The 14,514-nt window shown below is 59.8% G+C and carries 11 protein-coding genes; 9 read left to right on the top strand and 2 right to left on the bottom strand.

Annotation, left to right across the window (positions count from 1 at the left end; all coding sequences use genetic code 11):
• From AB0N24_RS22990 to AB0N24_RS22980, 3 genes are all read left to right on the top strand, one after another.
• Positions 1-1,227: a metallophosphoesterase gene (locus tag AB0N24_RS22990; protein ID WP_364129576.1), complete on the top strand. Its 1,227-nt coding sequence runs from the start codon at positions 1-3 to the stop codon at positions 1,225-1,227.
• The gene (locus tag AB0N24_RS22985; protein ID WP_364129532.1) at positions 1,224-2,996 is read left to right on the top strand and encodes a hypothetical protein; all 1,773 of its coding nucleotides are present in this window, start codon (positions 1,224-1,226) and stop codon (positions 2,994-2,996) included. The genes AB0N24_RS22990 and AB0N24_RS22985 overlap by 4 nt, the downstream gene beginning before the upstream one ends.
• 332 nt (positions 2,997-3,328) lie before the next feature.
• Entirely contained in the window at positions 3,329-3,931 is a 603-nt protein-coding gene (locus AB0N24_RS22980) for a hypothetical protein (protein ID WP_364129530.1), read from the top strand.
• A gap of 187 nt (positions 3,932-4,118) precedes the next feature.
• Here AB0N24_RS22980 and AB0N24_RS22975 read toward each other — a convergent pair whose 3' ends face one another.
• Positions 4,119-4,571 (bottom strand): MBL fold metallo-hydrolase, encoded by a 453-nt coding sequence (locus AB0N24_RS22975; protein WP_364129574.1) that lies wholly within the window; start codon positions 4,569-4,571, stop codon positions 4,119-4,121.
• On the opposite strand from AB0N24_RS22975, the gene AB0N24_RS22970 reads away from it, so the two are divergent.
• Complete coding sequence (locus tag AB0N24_RS22970; protein ID WP_364129584.1) at positions 4,485-6,287, top strand: hypothetical protein; 1,803 nt, start codon at positions 4,485-4,487, stop codon at positions 6,285-6,287. The genes AB0N24_RS22975 and AB0N24_RS22970 overlap by 87 nt on opposite strands.
• Before the next feature lie 692 nt (positions 6,288-6,979).
• On the opposite strand, the gene mobF is transcribed toward AB0N24_RS22970, so the two are convergent.
• Positions 6,980-10,552 carry a MobF family relaxase gene (gene mobF / locus AB0N24_RS22965; RefSeq protein WP_364129527.1) on the bottom strand — a complete coding sequence of 1,191 codons (3,573 nt, stop codon included), beginning with the start codon at positions 10,550-10,552 and terminating at the stop codon, positions 6,980-6,982.
• Here mobF and AB0N24_RS22960 point away from each other — a divergent pair.
• From AB0N24_RS22960 to AB0N24_RS22940, 5 genes are all read left to right on the top strand, one after another.
• Positions 10,552-10,863, top strand: coding sequence for a hypothetical protein (locus tag AB0N24_RS22960; protein WP_364129524.1), 312 nt, complete (start codon positions 10,552-10,554; stop codon positions 10,861-10,863). The two genes, mobF and AB0N24_RS22960, sit on opposite strands and share 1 nt — an antisense overlap.
• A 389-nt stretch (positions 10,864-11,252) precedes the next feature.
• Entirely contained in the window at positions 11,253-11,864 is a 612-nt protein-coding gene (locus AB0N24_RS22955; protein WP_364129521.1) for a hypothetical protein, read from the top strand.
• Positions 11,861-12,889 carry a hypothetical protein gene (locus tag AB0N24_RS22950; RefSeq protein ID WP_364129519.1) on the top strand — a complete coding sequence of 343 codons (1,029 nt, stop codon included), beginning with the start codon at positions 11,861-11,863 and terminating at the stop codon, positions 12,887-12,889. The genes AB0N24_RS22955 and AB0N24_RS22950 overlap by 4 nt, the downstream gene beginning before the upstream one ends.
• A complete protein-coding gene (locus tag AB0N24_RS22945) occupies positions 12,886-13,335 on the top strand; it encodes a hypothetical protein (RefSeq protein WP_364129516.1) in 450 nt (149 codons plus the stop codon). Before AB0N24_RS22950 ends, AB0N24_RS22945 begins: the two co-directional genes overlap by 4 nt.
• Complete coding sequence (locus AB0N24_RS22940) at positions 13,328-14,512, top strand: alpha/beta fold hydrolase (protein ID WP_364129514.1); 1,185 nt, start codon at positions 13,328-13,330, stop codon at positions 14,510-14,512. The genes AB0N24_RS22945 and AB0N24_RS22940 overlap by 8 nt, the downstream gene beginning before the upstream one ends.
• The last annotated feature ends 2 nt before the right edge of the window (positions 14,513-14,514 follow it).

The raw sequence follows: 14,514 nt of genomic DNA, 5'->3' as shown, positions 1-14,514 counted from the left end.
ATGTTGCGGATCGCCATCGTTTCAGACATCCACGCCGGAACTAGCGACGCCAGAGCAACCCACGTTCTAGCGGGACCGTCTGCACTCGCCCGCGGACTGCAGCCTCTCAGCGACTTGGTCCACCTTATCGGCGATGAAGGCTTAGAAGCTGACTATTTGGTTGTCCCCGGTGACATTGCAAATCAAGCTGATGCCGGGGGACTGGCATATGGATGGCGAAAGGTTCATGAGATCGCCGAAAATCTGGGAGCGGAAATGATCGCGGTCCCCGGCAATCACGACGTGGTGACGCACTCCTCGTCGGCAGATCCCCGGGCGATGCTCAAGAAGTTATTGCCGACTTTCCCGACCGGTGACGCAACAATTGATGCGACTTTTTGGGACAAAGGCTGGGCTGTATGTGAGAGCGACGATCATCGCATTCTCATGATCGATTCCACCTGCGCATTCCCGCCGTTTCCCACATGGGCCGTCGTGGGAGACGCGGATTGGCACGACTACATGCGGGCGATCGACCGGGGAAGTTTTCCTGAAGCAATGGAAAATGAGCTCGATGAGTATATTCGCGCCGCCGATCCCAAATTAAATTTCGTGGTGGTACACCACCATCCGCAAGAGCATCAGCACAAGTCATACCTCCAGGATGAATACGGTGCGATGAATAGAGGTGCCGACCTCTTGGACCTGCTCAGCCGACATCCACGAGCGGGTCGCTGGATTCTGATTCATGGACATCGGCACATACCTCAACTAGTCAATGCCATCACCACCACCAGCAACGGGCCCCTCGTTTTGTGCGCGGCAAGTCTCGGCGCAAAACTCTGGTCACCAGTTGACACCATCGCTAGGAACCAATTCCACATCGTCGATGCCACGGACGAAGATACGTCCTTTCCAGGGAGCGTCCGCGGTTCGGTGGAAAGTTACACGTGGGGATACGGAGACGGATGGCATGCCTCTGAACGCCGAGGTGCAGGTCTCCCATCCACTAGCGGGTTTGGGTGCTCCGATGACTTCCGTTTGGTGAGTCAGCAAATTCTGGCGCACATGGACGATAACAAACTCCAGTTCATTGAGTACGCAGCGCTCAAGGGCGTTGTGCCGCAGTTACCCTATATGCTGCCGAAGGATCTGGAATTCCTCGAAGGGGACCTCGAGATGAAAGGATTTGGTTTCATGCGGGATAGGCAGAACCGGTTGCGACAAGTAATTAGGTCCACTTCATGAGCTCAAATGAAGGTACTTGGGCATTCGACACATTCAATGCCAAGAAACTCTCTCCACGTGAAATCGCAGGATCTTTTGTTGTCCCATCAAGTTTTTCTGCAATTGCAAGTGCTGATCACTGTTACGTGATCGGTCCGCGTGGAAGTGGCAAAACTACTCTTCTCCGAATGTTGGGCGGCGAAAGTCTCATGGCTTGGCACGGTGCCGACGCGGCGAACCTTCGAGGGCGGATCAACTATTCTTCGATTTTTCTGCCGGCGGATCAACTATGGGCAAGCCAAACTAGCCCCGCGACCGCTCGAGCGGCGTTTACGGCCCAGATGCTTTATGCCTTCGTCGAAACGATGATGTACAGGATCTCCACTGCTGATTCTTCAGGAAATGAAGTTCACCTTCCCGTCACTCTGGCCCATGAGCAGGAGGTCTCCCTAGCTGCACAATGCGCCAAAGCCTGGGGACTGGAAGATGCCAACCCGGGGTTTCTAGGCCTTCAGGAAGCGCTGGACATTTACTTAATGGGACTTTCCCAGAAGGAAGGCAGCCATACGGGTGTTCTCGGAGGCGGCGGTAGTATCTCGCTGTTGAACTTCGGTGTTCGCGCATTTAATCGGATTGCAAAAACCCCTCATCACCGGTGGGCACTACTCCTAGATGAAATGGAGTTGGCGCCCGAGGAGATTCATTCTGAGGTGACTGCGTTTGTCCGAGGCGGGGCTAAGGAACTTATCCTCAAAGTCTCAATGAGCCCATTTGACCGATACATGCATTCGTATGGAGCAGGCGGTGCGCCCATTCCTGGTCATGACTTCCAGACAATCTACTTGTCGGGTCAGTCTCGGCGGGAAATACAGACCTTCACAAACGGCCTCTGGAAGGAGAGCCTGCGCTCGAGAAACTTCGCTTATGCACCGATGGCTCGAGCTTTGGGTACATCCAGTGGCGTTGAGGACGCAGGAGCCCGCTCGTCGGAGCAGGAAATGGTCCGGGTTCTGCGACGGGCGCAGTCCCAGGACGGGGACCTTGCGCGATGGCTTAAGGGCAAGTTTATTGATCTTGGCTCTTTGGAAATGTTGTCTTACAATCGGCGTTCAGCGACCGTACGTAAGATATTTCCGCTGGTTGTCTTTCGTGACGCAATTCTCTCGTTTCGGGATGGGCGACCTGTGCGGCGTTCTCGCAAAAAATCAATTGAACCGTTTACCGGCGCTCGTGCTGTCACGACGCTTTTGGAGGGAAACCCGCGATGGATTAAAACAGCCTTTTCCCAGATGCTGAATTTCTATGATCCAAGGAATCAAACGATAAGCCCTGGGTTCCAGTATGACGCGCTTGTTGATCTAGCCAATAGATTTGAATCGCTGCTTAGGGTTTTGCCGCAGCCTCAGGCGGCGTCCCGTGCCTTTCCCGTCACGGAACTTGTGGATGGAATCGCAACGTATTTGAATCGGCAAAATACTTCAGCCTTCACGCCGGATCCCCAAAACTGTTTCACGGTCGATGGTAAGACGCCCACGGCGGTTATCGATGCTCTCGTTCTTGGCTTGTACGGTGGCGCCTTTGTCCACGTCCGCGACAGGCGCAGCCCTGCAGTTTTGTCCGACTTCCGCGGCCAGAGATTCCGTTTGGCTTACCTCCTTGCGATCCGTGATGGAAAGGAGTTCCCGCTCCGTCTGGGAAAAGACGTGAAGATCACCACCATATTTAGATCAATGGAGCCGACGCTCTTTGGTGGGGCTGATTCGGACATGTTGGAGTTGGAGTTCGGATGAGGCCTGTTGATGTGAGCTTCGATCGTTCTGCTGAATTCGACCTGATCGTCGCCTCTTGTGGCTACGAACGTCGGTCCAGCTACCTGTGTCGCCTTGGAGTAAGCGCTCGCGCCAAGATCGCGTTACAGTATGGCGGCCCGGCGGATCCGACGACCACTAGTAATCGCGCAATCTACGCGGAGGAAGGCTGGGATCTTGTAGGCGCGTCCGAATTGACGCAACGTGCAACTCAGCTCATCGTGAGCTGTCCTAGTCCCAGAATATGCATTGACATCAGTAGCATGCCTCGTCCCGTGCTCGCTGCTGTCGTCGAGTGGCTCTGGGAACTTCCCATGGACGACGTTCAAGTGCAATTTGTATATTGCCCGGCGCAGTTCGACAGCAGCTCGGAAGCTGCGGCACGGGTTGGGACGCTCAGTGCCGGGCCAGTGAGTGATTATTTTGTGGGTGAATTACGTGCGCCTTCCGTACCTGTGGGCTTGATAGTGGGCCTGGGCTTGGAGCCACACAGGGCACTTGGCCTCGTTGAACTTGTCGAACCTTCGCGCACTTGGGCGTTCGTGAGCGAGAGCATCGACCACCGTTTTTCAGAGGCGGCGTCGGCTCTTCACTCAAACCTGTTGGCCAGTCCGGACGCGCCCACGCTATTGCACTACGACGTGCGGTCACTGGCGCAGACGTTTGGGGCTTTGGAATCACTCAACTTTGCCGTAGGTCTGAAGTACCGGCTCTTGATCGCCCCGTCTGGCCCAAAGATTTTTTCACTGGCCTGCATGCTGGTTGGTGCCCCGCGGGTCAACGGCCGCCCAGCAATTTGGCGGGTTGGCAACGCAAATCCAGCGACACCTAGCGATGTGACGGAAGCCGGCGACGTTGTCGCCGCAAATGTCCGTTTCGGGGCTAAGAGTCGAAAGTCGATGTTTGAAGTGCGCTAATCAGCGGCCACGTAGGGATCTGCCTTATTCACTTTCAAGCGTCCTAGCTGCTCTATTCACCTGCGATAATCAAAGTCCGCGGGGGACTGGGACGCCGGCCAAGGTTCCCTGCGGTGCTGCTGATCGAGTCGCCACCCGCCCTGCACCAGTTCTGCCATCCCGGGGGCTTCCCGTGACCCAGTGTCGTCTACTGTCCGGCGGTCTTCTGAGTTGAACCGTCCCGGGTACGAGGCCTGGTTATTTCCGGGCCAAACAACTGAGGAAGGCCGCTCATGTGGTCCAAGTGTGCGTGTGACACGACCAAGAGATCGATGTCGTTAGCCTGGATGCCCAATCGGTAGGTTTCAATTTCGGAGGCCAACCCTGAATTTGGGACATATGCGAACGACCTGCAGTCGAGCCTGCCCTTGTGGAGAGCGTTCAGCACTATGTCCCCATTCCGCCGCGTCCGGTGGCTGTCGTAGGACGGAGCCGGCAAGACCAGGTGTTCTCTAGGATTGGTATCTCTGCCGGGATCGGTTGAGCTTGTCAGGAGTGGGAGCAGCGAGGAAACATGAACCGAGACAGCATCGAATGGCGACACATCGGTGAAGACCGCTTCAATCGGATTGTCGAAGCGCTCCTCACCCGTATGTACCATCATCCTTCGCTGGCTTCCACTGTTGAGGTAATTGACGGCCGCGGCGGCGACGGAGGGATCGATGTCGCTGTCTACGTCGACGGCAAAGTGGACCGCATCTTTCAGCTCAAGCATTTTCCGGAGGGATTTTCTGGCGGATTCCGGGATAGCAGACGCCGCCAAATCAAGGATTCTTTTGACACGTCCTGGACAAACCACCGTCCCCCCAAATGGACCCTCGTGTTCCCCGGGAACCCCACGATTCCCGAAGGAAAGTATGTAACAGGGCTGGGAAAAGGCAAGAAGGTAACCCCGACCGTCTGGGGCAGGGCGCGGCTGGACAGTGAACTCGCAAGATTCCCGGATCTGCTGGACTGGGCAACCAGAGACAGCCTGGTGGAAACCCTCAAGTCCTTTGGACAGGAGACGGCTGCCTTAGGTGGTCCGAATGACCTAGAAGATCGCGTCCGGGCACTTCACAAGCTGGCTGACACTCGCAGTCCCTACTGGGGCGAGGACTTCAGCGTTTCCGAGCATGGTTTCACCAAGATTATCCGAGCAAAACATCCCCGCGCCGCCGAGCTGGAGCCGTTGGGATTCCGGTTCAATGTCACGACGGAAGATCCGTCATTAAGTCAAAGCATCCAAGGAGTGCTGGACTACGGAGCCCGTCGGCGAGTGTCCATTCCGGGTGCCGCTGTAAGCGACTTTTCCGCCATCGGACCTGACTGGTTCCGGGAGGACGCCGGCGATGTCCAGTTGATTGAAATTCCTCCTGAAGATCCAATGCCTACCGATCACAACACTCGCGTAACGCTGGAATTTCTGGATGATGCCGGGTTTGTTAGGGCAAACCACCAAGGCCTCCTGACTCGGAAGAGCAGAGGCCAGAAGGGCATTGCTTTCACCGCACTTTTCTATGGAGTCTTTGAGCTTGACGCCGAGATTCCCTTCGAAGGGCCGAGTGCCGGCAATCTCAGTGTGAGCTTGGTTACCCCCGATGCCGCCGTGTCGGATGTGAAGAAGGCTTCGCGGGTCCTCGAGGACTTCAAGGAAGGAGCAACGATCCAGATCCTTTGGGAAGGAAAGCGGCTCCTCCGGGCAGCAACTGACAAGAAGGCTCCCGGATTGATCGATCCTGTGACTGAGCTGCTGATCGACGATCTCTTAGTGCTTGAGGAGAAACTCAATGCAACTTTCGTGGTGCCTGCGACATTGACCAATCGGGATCGAGTAATGATCCGAGTGGCCAGACTCCTGGTCGAGGGATGGTCTACATGGCTACCCCCGGGCGTCTCTCTCACTGCGGAGACTTCCGATGATCCCCCGGAAAAACTCGCCGGTCACTTGCGGGCGCGCACCGCGGTCCTGATGCGAAATCCAGCCATGCCGATCGAGATTCAGGGAAGCAAATTCAATCTGGGACCAGTGATCGTGCATCATCCGGATACCGTAGTTCGTGATTGGGAGACCGTCGTGCAGACCCTTGCCGAGGGTGCGGCCGTCGGAACGGTAGTGAACTTCGATCCACAGGGAGAACAACTGATCCGGGTCATTCCAATGTCCGGTGAGGCCGGAACACCGCAACTGGCAGGGTGGGGGTTGCCCGACATACCTGTGCCTAACCTGGAACAGCAGAATACGTCCGATGTGGAGCGAATCGAGGAGTATCGGGCTGATCGCTGCAGGCCCGAGCGCCACGACGCTGGGACTGCCAGTGTCCTAGAATCACCTTAAACCGCAAGTTCTTCGTCCAAGGTTCGCCGCACCAGACATCACAACAGCTGGCGTTCCTCACTGCTTTGAGTTTGAGCTCATCGGGCGCGAAGTTCTTGGCCGACGAGGGCTTTCAACTCGGCCGCGAGGAACACGCCTTGACTTCGACCAGGCCCCATCTTCCGGTGCCCAGGCCAGGGCATCTGAAGCCCGTATGTAGTAAGTAGCCGGCCATGGTGCGCCAGGCCTGACCTGTGCCGGATCTGGCGAGATAAGCAGTACAGATCCGGGCCAAATTGGCTCCGGTAGAGCTTCGATCCATGCGCGCTGAACGTGGTCGAAGCGGTTCCACTTGATGGTGATCCAAGAACCTGTGGGTTCAAGAGCGTCAACGCTCACAACAGTGACCTCTGCCGTCGTGCCACTGCTTCGCTTCATGTCGCTGAAGTGATCCCACTGTTCGTTAGCACGAGCCATCCATGAACGCCGCCGGCGTGCTCGCACCCACCAGACCGCCCCGGCGACTGCCGCCGCGAGGAGTGCCATGGCCGCGGTGAGTAGTAGGAACAGGTTATCCGGCCCGTTGGCGGCCGCGGTCCCGACGAGATAGACGACGCACGCAGCAATTGCCACGCTGCTCAGAATCAAAGCAGGCGTTGCAAGCTTCGGCCTCTGGACTGGGTTCACAACCATGGATTACCTTCCCGACCAGTTTAGAGTTGCCAGCCGACTTTGATAAGGCGGTCTTCCCACGTCTTCGGGTCATCAGTCCACGTCGGAGAGTCCGCATGGCCGGGGGAGGAGACGCCTGCTTGCTCAACGAGTCGATCGATATTTACACGCTGATCCCTTTGCTCCCACTCATAGTCCGCAGGAACTGGCCCAAGAGGAAGGGGCGAGCCGGCTACGCCCCACCGGTCCCGATAGATTGCAATTCGGCGAAGCACACTAGTTGCCTCCTCTTGAGTGACGAACGGACCCAAGGCCTCAAGGAGGTGCCGTTTCCATTCGGCGTCGCCCATCATCGCTGCTTTCGTGACGTGGTCCGTCCTGCGCTGTATCCGCTCCCGCACCTGGGTGATCATGCTGGCAAGGTCGGGACGAGCAGTGCAGAGACGCTCGGCCAGGGGATCAATTCCGCCCGTGGGCATCGTAGCCAGGAACTGCCGGAGCCGGGAGTGGACGACTGCCGCTGTGTCCCTAGCGGATGCGCTTGGTTCCAGCGCGGAGGCGACAACCCGTTGCGTGCTCGGACGGCTGACTCCAACCGATCTGCGCCACGCAGCTACAGCCGCACCCCACGAGGGCGATTGCTGAATCTCGGAGACCCTGCTCGGTGAGTGCGCCTCAACGAACTCCCTCAGATCCTCAGCCGCTGCCAGTTGTGCGAGGTAGTCGTACTCAGTACCGAGTCGTTCCAGGCTGTCTGCTTTCGACTGCTCGGCATCACGGACTTCGTGAGCCGTCCGTTCGGCACCTTCGGCGGCAAGGACCTCGCCCAGGATCTGGCGCCAAGAGGCTTGCAAAGCGGGATCCAAGAGCTCGTCATCCAGGGGATCGTTCTCGCTGACATACGCGTGGTTTCCAGCGCGTCCCCGCGTCATGCTGACGTACAACAGCTCACGGGTGAGCCGGCCGTGTGTCACTACGGTGTGGCCGGTGTCCACGGTGATGCCCTGCGAGCGGTGTGCCGTCGTCGCGTATCCGAGCTCAACTGACGCCTCAACGTAGTCACGGCTCAAGCTAATCGTTGCGCCGGTGTCCCGGCGAACCGCGGTCAGTGAGCCGTCGCGCCTGCCTGTACGGACGACGTCGAGCATGGTTCCGTTCCGGATGAAGTCACCGCTGCTATCGGTTATGGTCCGGTCATTCTGGCGGGCAATGACCGTGTCGCCAGTGCCGGCATGAAGTCCGTCGCTGAGCGGTACCGAATCTTCCGCATCCACGACGCCCTGGACCACGCGATCGGCCTGGGCGCGCTGGTTGAGCATGCCAACCGTGTCATTGTCCGCTGTGATGAGAATGGACGACTTGCCGGCGTGTATATCGGCCTGCCATCTGAGGTACGCCTGGTCGACCATGTCGAGGTGCACCCCATGTTGAATGCGCCCGTGGCTGTCGTAGTCAGCAATGGCTCCGAAGTCCCCGGCCCGAAGCTTCAGCGAGGCGTCTTGCTCCCACGCCTCCTTGAACCGCCAGATCGTGCTCAGCCGCACCGTTTTAGCTTCCCTGTCCAGCCAGCCGAGAACACCGCCGGCGTCGATCGCGTCCAATTGCCCAGGGTCTCCCACCAGGAGCACCTTGGCCCCGGCATCCCGGGCCTGCTGTACCAGCGCAGAGAGCTGCACGGTGGACACCATGGAGGCCTCGTCGACAACGACCAGCTGGTTGGGATGAAACCGCCACCTGTCCTGTTCGGCAGCAATCCACGCGGCTTTCTGGGCGAGACGAGTCGCCTGAGAGCCTCCGGCGGTCACCTGATTGGCGAGCCGCTGCTCGGTCTCGAAGAACTGTGCAGCCCGGCTGCCGGCGCCCTGACCGACAGATTCATACAGCCACTTGGCGACATTCTCCGTGGTCAGTGCAAGCTCCCGCCCAAGGACCTCGGCGCTCGCGGCCGCTGGCGCCAAACCGACCACGGTACCGGCCCCGAACTCCGCTTCCCAGGCTGCCTTGACCGCGCCGAGGGTGGTCGTCTTGCCGGTTCCGGCAGGACCGACGACGGCGTCCAGCCGGTTGCCACTGAGCAAGACGTTGGCTGCCACTGCCCGTTGGTCGGAGTGCAGATCGAGCCGACCACCGTGTTTGTAGCTGGCCAGCGATTCCATGGCGACGGCCGCGCCCACCGCCGGGCCGCCGTCGTCGTTCCTTGCTTCCAGGACGACATCCTCGTTGGCGAGAGTAGACGCGTCCGTGTAGAGGCGGGAGCCGTGGAAGTCGAAGATGCTGTGGTCTGCGAACCTCAGATCGGCTTGGGCGTTTGCCGGGAGCGTGTACCGGTACTCATTGAGTGGGACTGACTGTGCTTCAGCAGCGGTGGCGACGATGTCGATCATGGTGTGACGGTCCGCCGGTGTGTGGCAGCGGATTTCGGCGCAGACACGTTGGGCTTCTGCCAGGAGGTTCCACCGATTCCAGGTGGCGCGCTTGGTGGCGACGCGCTCGCGGGTCAGGGAGCCCACCGCCTCCACCCAGTCCGGGGTGAAGTCGCACGTGCGGAAGGGCGCTGTCCGGGAGCGTCGAATCGTGTTGGCGAGCACTTCTCGGGATTCGAAGCCTTTGGCGGCCGCACGTGTGCGCCACTGGGCGGAGAGCTTGTGGAGCGGGATGGCTGTTTCCGGTTTGGCGGTCCGGGTGCACAGTGTTGCCTGCTGTCGGAGCTTGATGGTGGTTGCCGCGGTTGGGGGAGTGCCGTGACTTGTGGTCCATTCGGCGACGAGCCGGTCGGTTTCGAGATCGATGAGACGCGAGCGGTTGGAGAATTCGCGGATCAGGGCATCGTCAACGCCGGTCAGCTGCTGGCTGGGGTTGTGGGTGTTCCCGGCCGGCACTCGGACATCCGTGTCCGTGCCGAGGTTCCGGAGGAGGGCGTCGAAGAGGAGACCGTTGTAGTGCTCGCTTGCAGCTACCGCAGCCCTGTACAGAGTCCGCGAGTCGAGCGTGACCCATGCGCCGTCCGTGATGCGCTGGACGCGGTTGGCGATAACCATGTGCGTATGGAGCTGCGGATCCCCGGCTCGCGACTCCCAGTGGTCGAATGCAGCAGCGATAGCTCCGCGCGTGCCGAGGTGGGCGACACCGTTGCGGCCGGCTCTTGTGTGGATGACGTAAGTTTCGAGCCATTGCAGGGTGGCGTTGACTGCTTGGTGATGGGTCTGGAGGATCTGGTCTTGAACGCCCCTTGGGCTCAGAGCCCAGAGGACGGACACCGATTTGGGGACGCTGAAGGTCAGGTCGAATCCGACGACGGCGTGCCGCGTCTCGGTGCGGCCCTGGCTGGTTTGCACTATGGTGGGTTGGCCGTGGGGGCGGCCCAGAGTTGCGCCGGAGTCCGGGTGGGTGGCGTGATCGAAGATTGCCTTGGCGTCCGATTCCGTGACGACGTCTCCGGCGGTCCGGTTGATGCCTCGCACGCCGGACCCGAGCCAGCGGCCCTGCGGTGTTCCGGCTTTCATGTAGTACGTGGTCGCGTCGGCGGGGGTGATTGTCAGATCGTCCATCATGGTGGTCTTGAAGAGATACTTCAGGCCCGACTGAGCGGAGAGCCGGGCGATGGACATGGTCATTGGCTTTGGGTTTCTGGGTTCCGTTTGGTGGCCGTCCAGCCTCGGCGGCGGAAGAGTGCCTTGGTGCTGCTGTGGAGCTCGCCGCCGGTGGCATGGGAGACAGCAAGGAGTCTGCCGGCGAGGTGGACCAGGTCGTGGGAATCGGTCTGCTGGATGGATTGAAGGCGTGCGACGTCGGCACGGAGGGTCCTGATGACGTCACGCTGGTCGGCGTTCTCGGCTTCGAGGCGGTCGATGTCTACGGCTTGAGTTCGGATTTTTTGGCGGAGGGAACCTTGGCCTTGTCGGCTGCTGGCCAGATCAGCAGCTAGCCTTACCAACGCATCGCGGTGGGTTTCCCTTGGGCCAAACTCCGTATCGAAACCACGGCGTCGAACGGGGGCAGCGGGAGCAGGGCTCGCTACGGTAACTCCGCACCGTCGTCGGCGATCGCGTTGTCTGTTGGCGCAGCGCGTGGAACAGAATCGCTGCGACGAGCGCGCCGGCGCGAAGCTCTCGCCACATTCCCCGCAAATCTTTCCGCTCACGTTGGTTCATCTTTGAAGGCTCTGGTTACGACATGACTTGCCGTGAGTTCGCGCTCACGGTGAATGCCTTGGATGCCAGAGGTGTGAGGCTGTGGGTGGGTGGTGCCGCTCCGAGCTTTGGACCGGCGGAGGACGGCGCGCTCGCAATGCCAGGGGTTGGCCCGGCTCTGGACATGTCCAGAGCCAAGGCGTTCAATGGAATTGAGGCGATTCTCGAAGGGTCAGGGAAGAGCGGACCGATAGTTCAGATGGCGGCCAAAGCGGCAGAGCTCGGCGGCCGCAGGATGGGGGTTCCGATGGACGGCACAGCTTCCGCCAGATATTCTCCGGCGCGATCCGCTGCAGAAGGCTTCCTCGCACTCAATCTTCCGAGCCGTCTTTCGTTGGAACGGCTGATATCGATTGTTGAGAACCTCCGGCATCGGCGGATTGAGGTCGATGTTTCCGAGTCCCTGAACGGAGGATCGGTCTGCGGTTTGTGGCTGTCCACGGACAGCACGGAGATAATCCTGCACGCGCCGACGCCGTCGGCACTGCATCGCCAGCAGTTCATCCTTCACGAACTGGGCCATATGGTGCTCCGCCATGATGAGCTGGTGGTGTCCTCAAACTATGCGGAGACGTTGTTTCCGAACCTCTCCGGCGAGAAGGTGTCGCGGATCCTGGGGCGAAGTGACTTTCTGGACCATATCGAGGCGGCTGCCGAAACCTTGGCGGATCTCTTTGCCGCTGCAATCCGGGACAGCAGCCTCGAGCCGCGGTCGTTTGAACGGATTTTCGGATGATTCAGGACATTTCAGCTGCCGTGATCTGGTGTCTGGCGTTGTGCCTCCTGCCCGATCTGAAGCGCCGCAAAGACCAGAGCATCCTGGTGGCGGCCGTAACCATCGCCACGGCGCTCACGCTCAACGTTGACCGAATCTACATCGCGGGGGACCAGCTACTCGGGAACCGCAATCTCCTGGACCTCATAGCCAATATCTTCATGGTTGTCGGTATCTACTTCCTGTCCCGTGCGATCCTGCGCGCCGCCGATGTCAGCGAGACGGTGGACATCCACAACAGAGCAGGGGTTTCCGTGCTCGGGATTGTCGTCGTGGCCTTGATTGTCAGCTTCAGCCTGGTTGATGCTCCGAGGACTTCGACTTCCTTCATGAGGGATTTTGGAAGCCAGTGGCCGGCGGCCGTGTACTCGAGTGTTCAGTTCCTCTACATCGGCGCGGTGGTGGCCATCACCGGCTTTACTTGTTTCAGATTCCGCGGCGAGATGGCAAGACCGTACTTCCGCGTCGCTTTTGTGTTCATCGGCGTGGGCTGCGCTTTGGCTGTGGTGTTGGTCCTGGCAGTGCTGGGAATGGACGTTCTACATCTCATGGGGGAGCTTGAGGCCATGACGCGTCTCTCCTACGTCTATGACGCAGCCGAAGTGGGCGCCATGGTTTTCCTCTGCCTGGGCCTGGCCTTGCCGCCCGTTGCACGTCGGCTGGAGCGTAGGTCTGATGCCCGGGCCGCAGCTGTCCTCGTCGGACGACTGTCGGGGCCCTGGGAACGAATCACGGCAGAGCGATCGGAGATCCGACTGGACTTGGCTCAAACTGCGATCGACCGCCACGACGCCCCCAAGCGCCGGCTGCATCGGATGTTGGTGGAGATCCAGGACGCACTGTTCGTGGACCCGCACCTTGCCCAATTACTGAGTCAAGATGATCTGGATGTACTCAGAGAAGCGGAGCAGCATCTCGGAGCCCGGTTTGCAGGATCCGGACAGCGACGACCAAGGTTGTCACGGAAAGGGGACTCGACTCCTTGACCGACAGCGACCGTAGTATCCCCGAACCGCCGCAGGCGAAACTCGCGCGGAAGTTGAATCTGCTCCTGGACCTTTTCGAGGCTCAAGGATCATCGCCCCTGACGTATCCGCAGATAAGCAAGCACATGTCAGACCGCGGAACGCCATTGTCTCGCTCTCGCTGGGCCTACATGCGTGCTGGCGACAGTTCCATGGCGACGGATCCGCAGCTTTTGAAGAACCTCGCCGAATTCTTCGGCGTTGACGCCAGATACCTTTTGGACGACGACGGCGAGGTTCCCGACTTGGTGGACGCACAACTCGAACTATTGCGCACGTTGCGGGAAAACCGAGTGAGAAATTTCGCTGCAAGACAACTGCAGGGGATTTCTCCGGAGACATTACTGCGGCTACGCAAAGCCATCGACGAACGCTTGAAAGCTCCCGAGGACGACGCCGATGCGTAGGGTCGCTGCAGCTGTGGCCATCGGTTGTGGCATTGCCGGCGTCGCCGCCGTCCTTGCAGCGGCCTACTTCGCACGGGAAGTTGTCGTGCCCAAGACTCTGCGGAGGGAAGATCTGCATATCCGTCGTGTGTTCCGCGGCGCCGACGAAACGCTGATGGTCGAGTTGGCTGCATCGGCACGCACCACGGCCCTAGGCCGTTACAGCATCTGGTTTGCCAACGGCACAGGCCATGCCTGCATTGGAGAGATCGTGTCCTCTGACGATGCGGCGGGAACGGTATCCCGCCGCGTTGAACGGGTTGACTCTGGCGATCTCAGGACTGCCAAAGCCGGCATTTGGAGTGGATACGTCTATCCGACGCCGGAACCGTTAGGGCTGCCGTACTCGGACGTCGAGATTCCAGTGGAGAACGGCATGGCGCCCGCCTGGAAGTTCACTCCGACGCAGCCGCCCGGAGACACTTCCACTTGGGCCATCCATATCCATGGCTTGGGCGGTTCGAAAGCCGGCGCACTCCGCGGCGTGCCGGTTGCGGACCGACTGGGATACACATCCCTGGTTGTTTCACTCCGGAACGACCGGGATGCGCCTGCATCGTCGGACAGGCGGTATCACCTCGGGCAGTCCGAATGGCACGACGCTGAAGCTGCGGTGTCGTATGCCGTGGGCCAGGGCGCACGCCAGATAGTTCTTTTCGGCTGGTCCCTCGGTGCCTCAATCGCCCTTCAGCTAGCGGCATCTTCGGAGTTTCAGCACCTCATTTCCCGGCTCGTGCTCAATGCCCCCGTTATCGACTGGAGCAGCACCCTGGTGGCCAACGCCCGGTCCAGCATGCTTCCCGGTTGGGTTGCCCGGCTTGGACTGCGGATGCTGGGTTCATCCGGAATGCGCTGGATCACGGGCTTGGACGCTCCGTTGAACTTTCCTGCCCTGGACTTTTTGGCCCGGGCGGATGAACTGCGTGCTCCCATCCTTGTCATCCACAATGAAGGGGACCGCTCGACACCCTTTGCCATTTCGCGCGAGTTCGTGAGCCGGCGCCCCGAGTTGGCTACGCTGCTCACTTTCCCTTCCGCGGAGCATACGCAGGAGTGGAATTCCGACCCGGACGGCTGGGACGCGGCGGTGGAGAACTGGCTCCGGAACGTCCCGCCGTCGTCGTCCGTATCCCTTTGACA

This window comes from Arthrobacter sp. NPDC093128 (assembly GCF_040683875.1).
Taxonomy (GTDB): domain Bacteria; phylum Actinomycetota; class Actinomycetes; order Actinomycetales; family Micrococcaceae; genus Arthrobacter.
The sequence above is the reverse complement of the archived record's forward strand: the minus strand, read 5'-3'. Positions and strand labels throughout refer to the sequence as shown.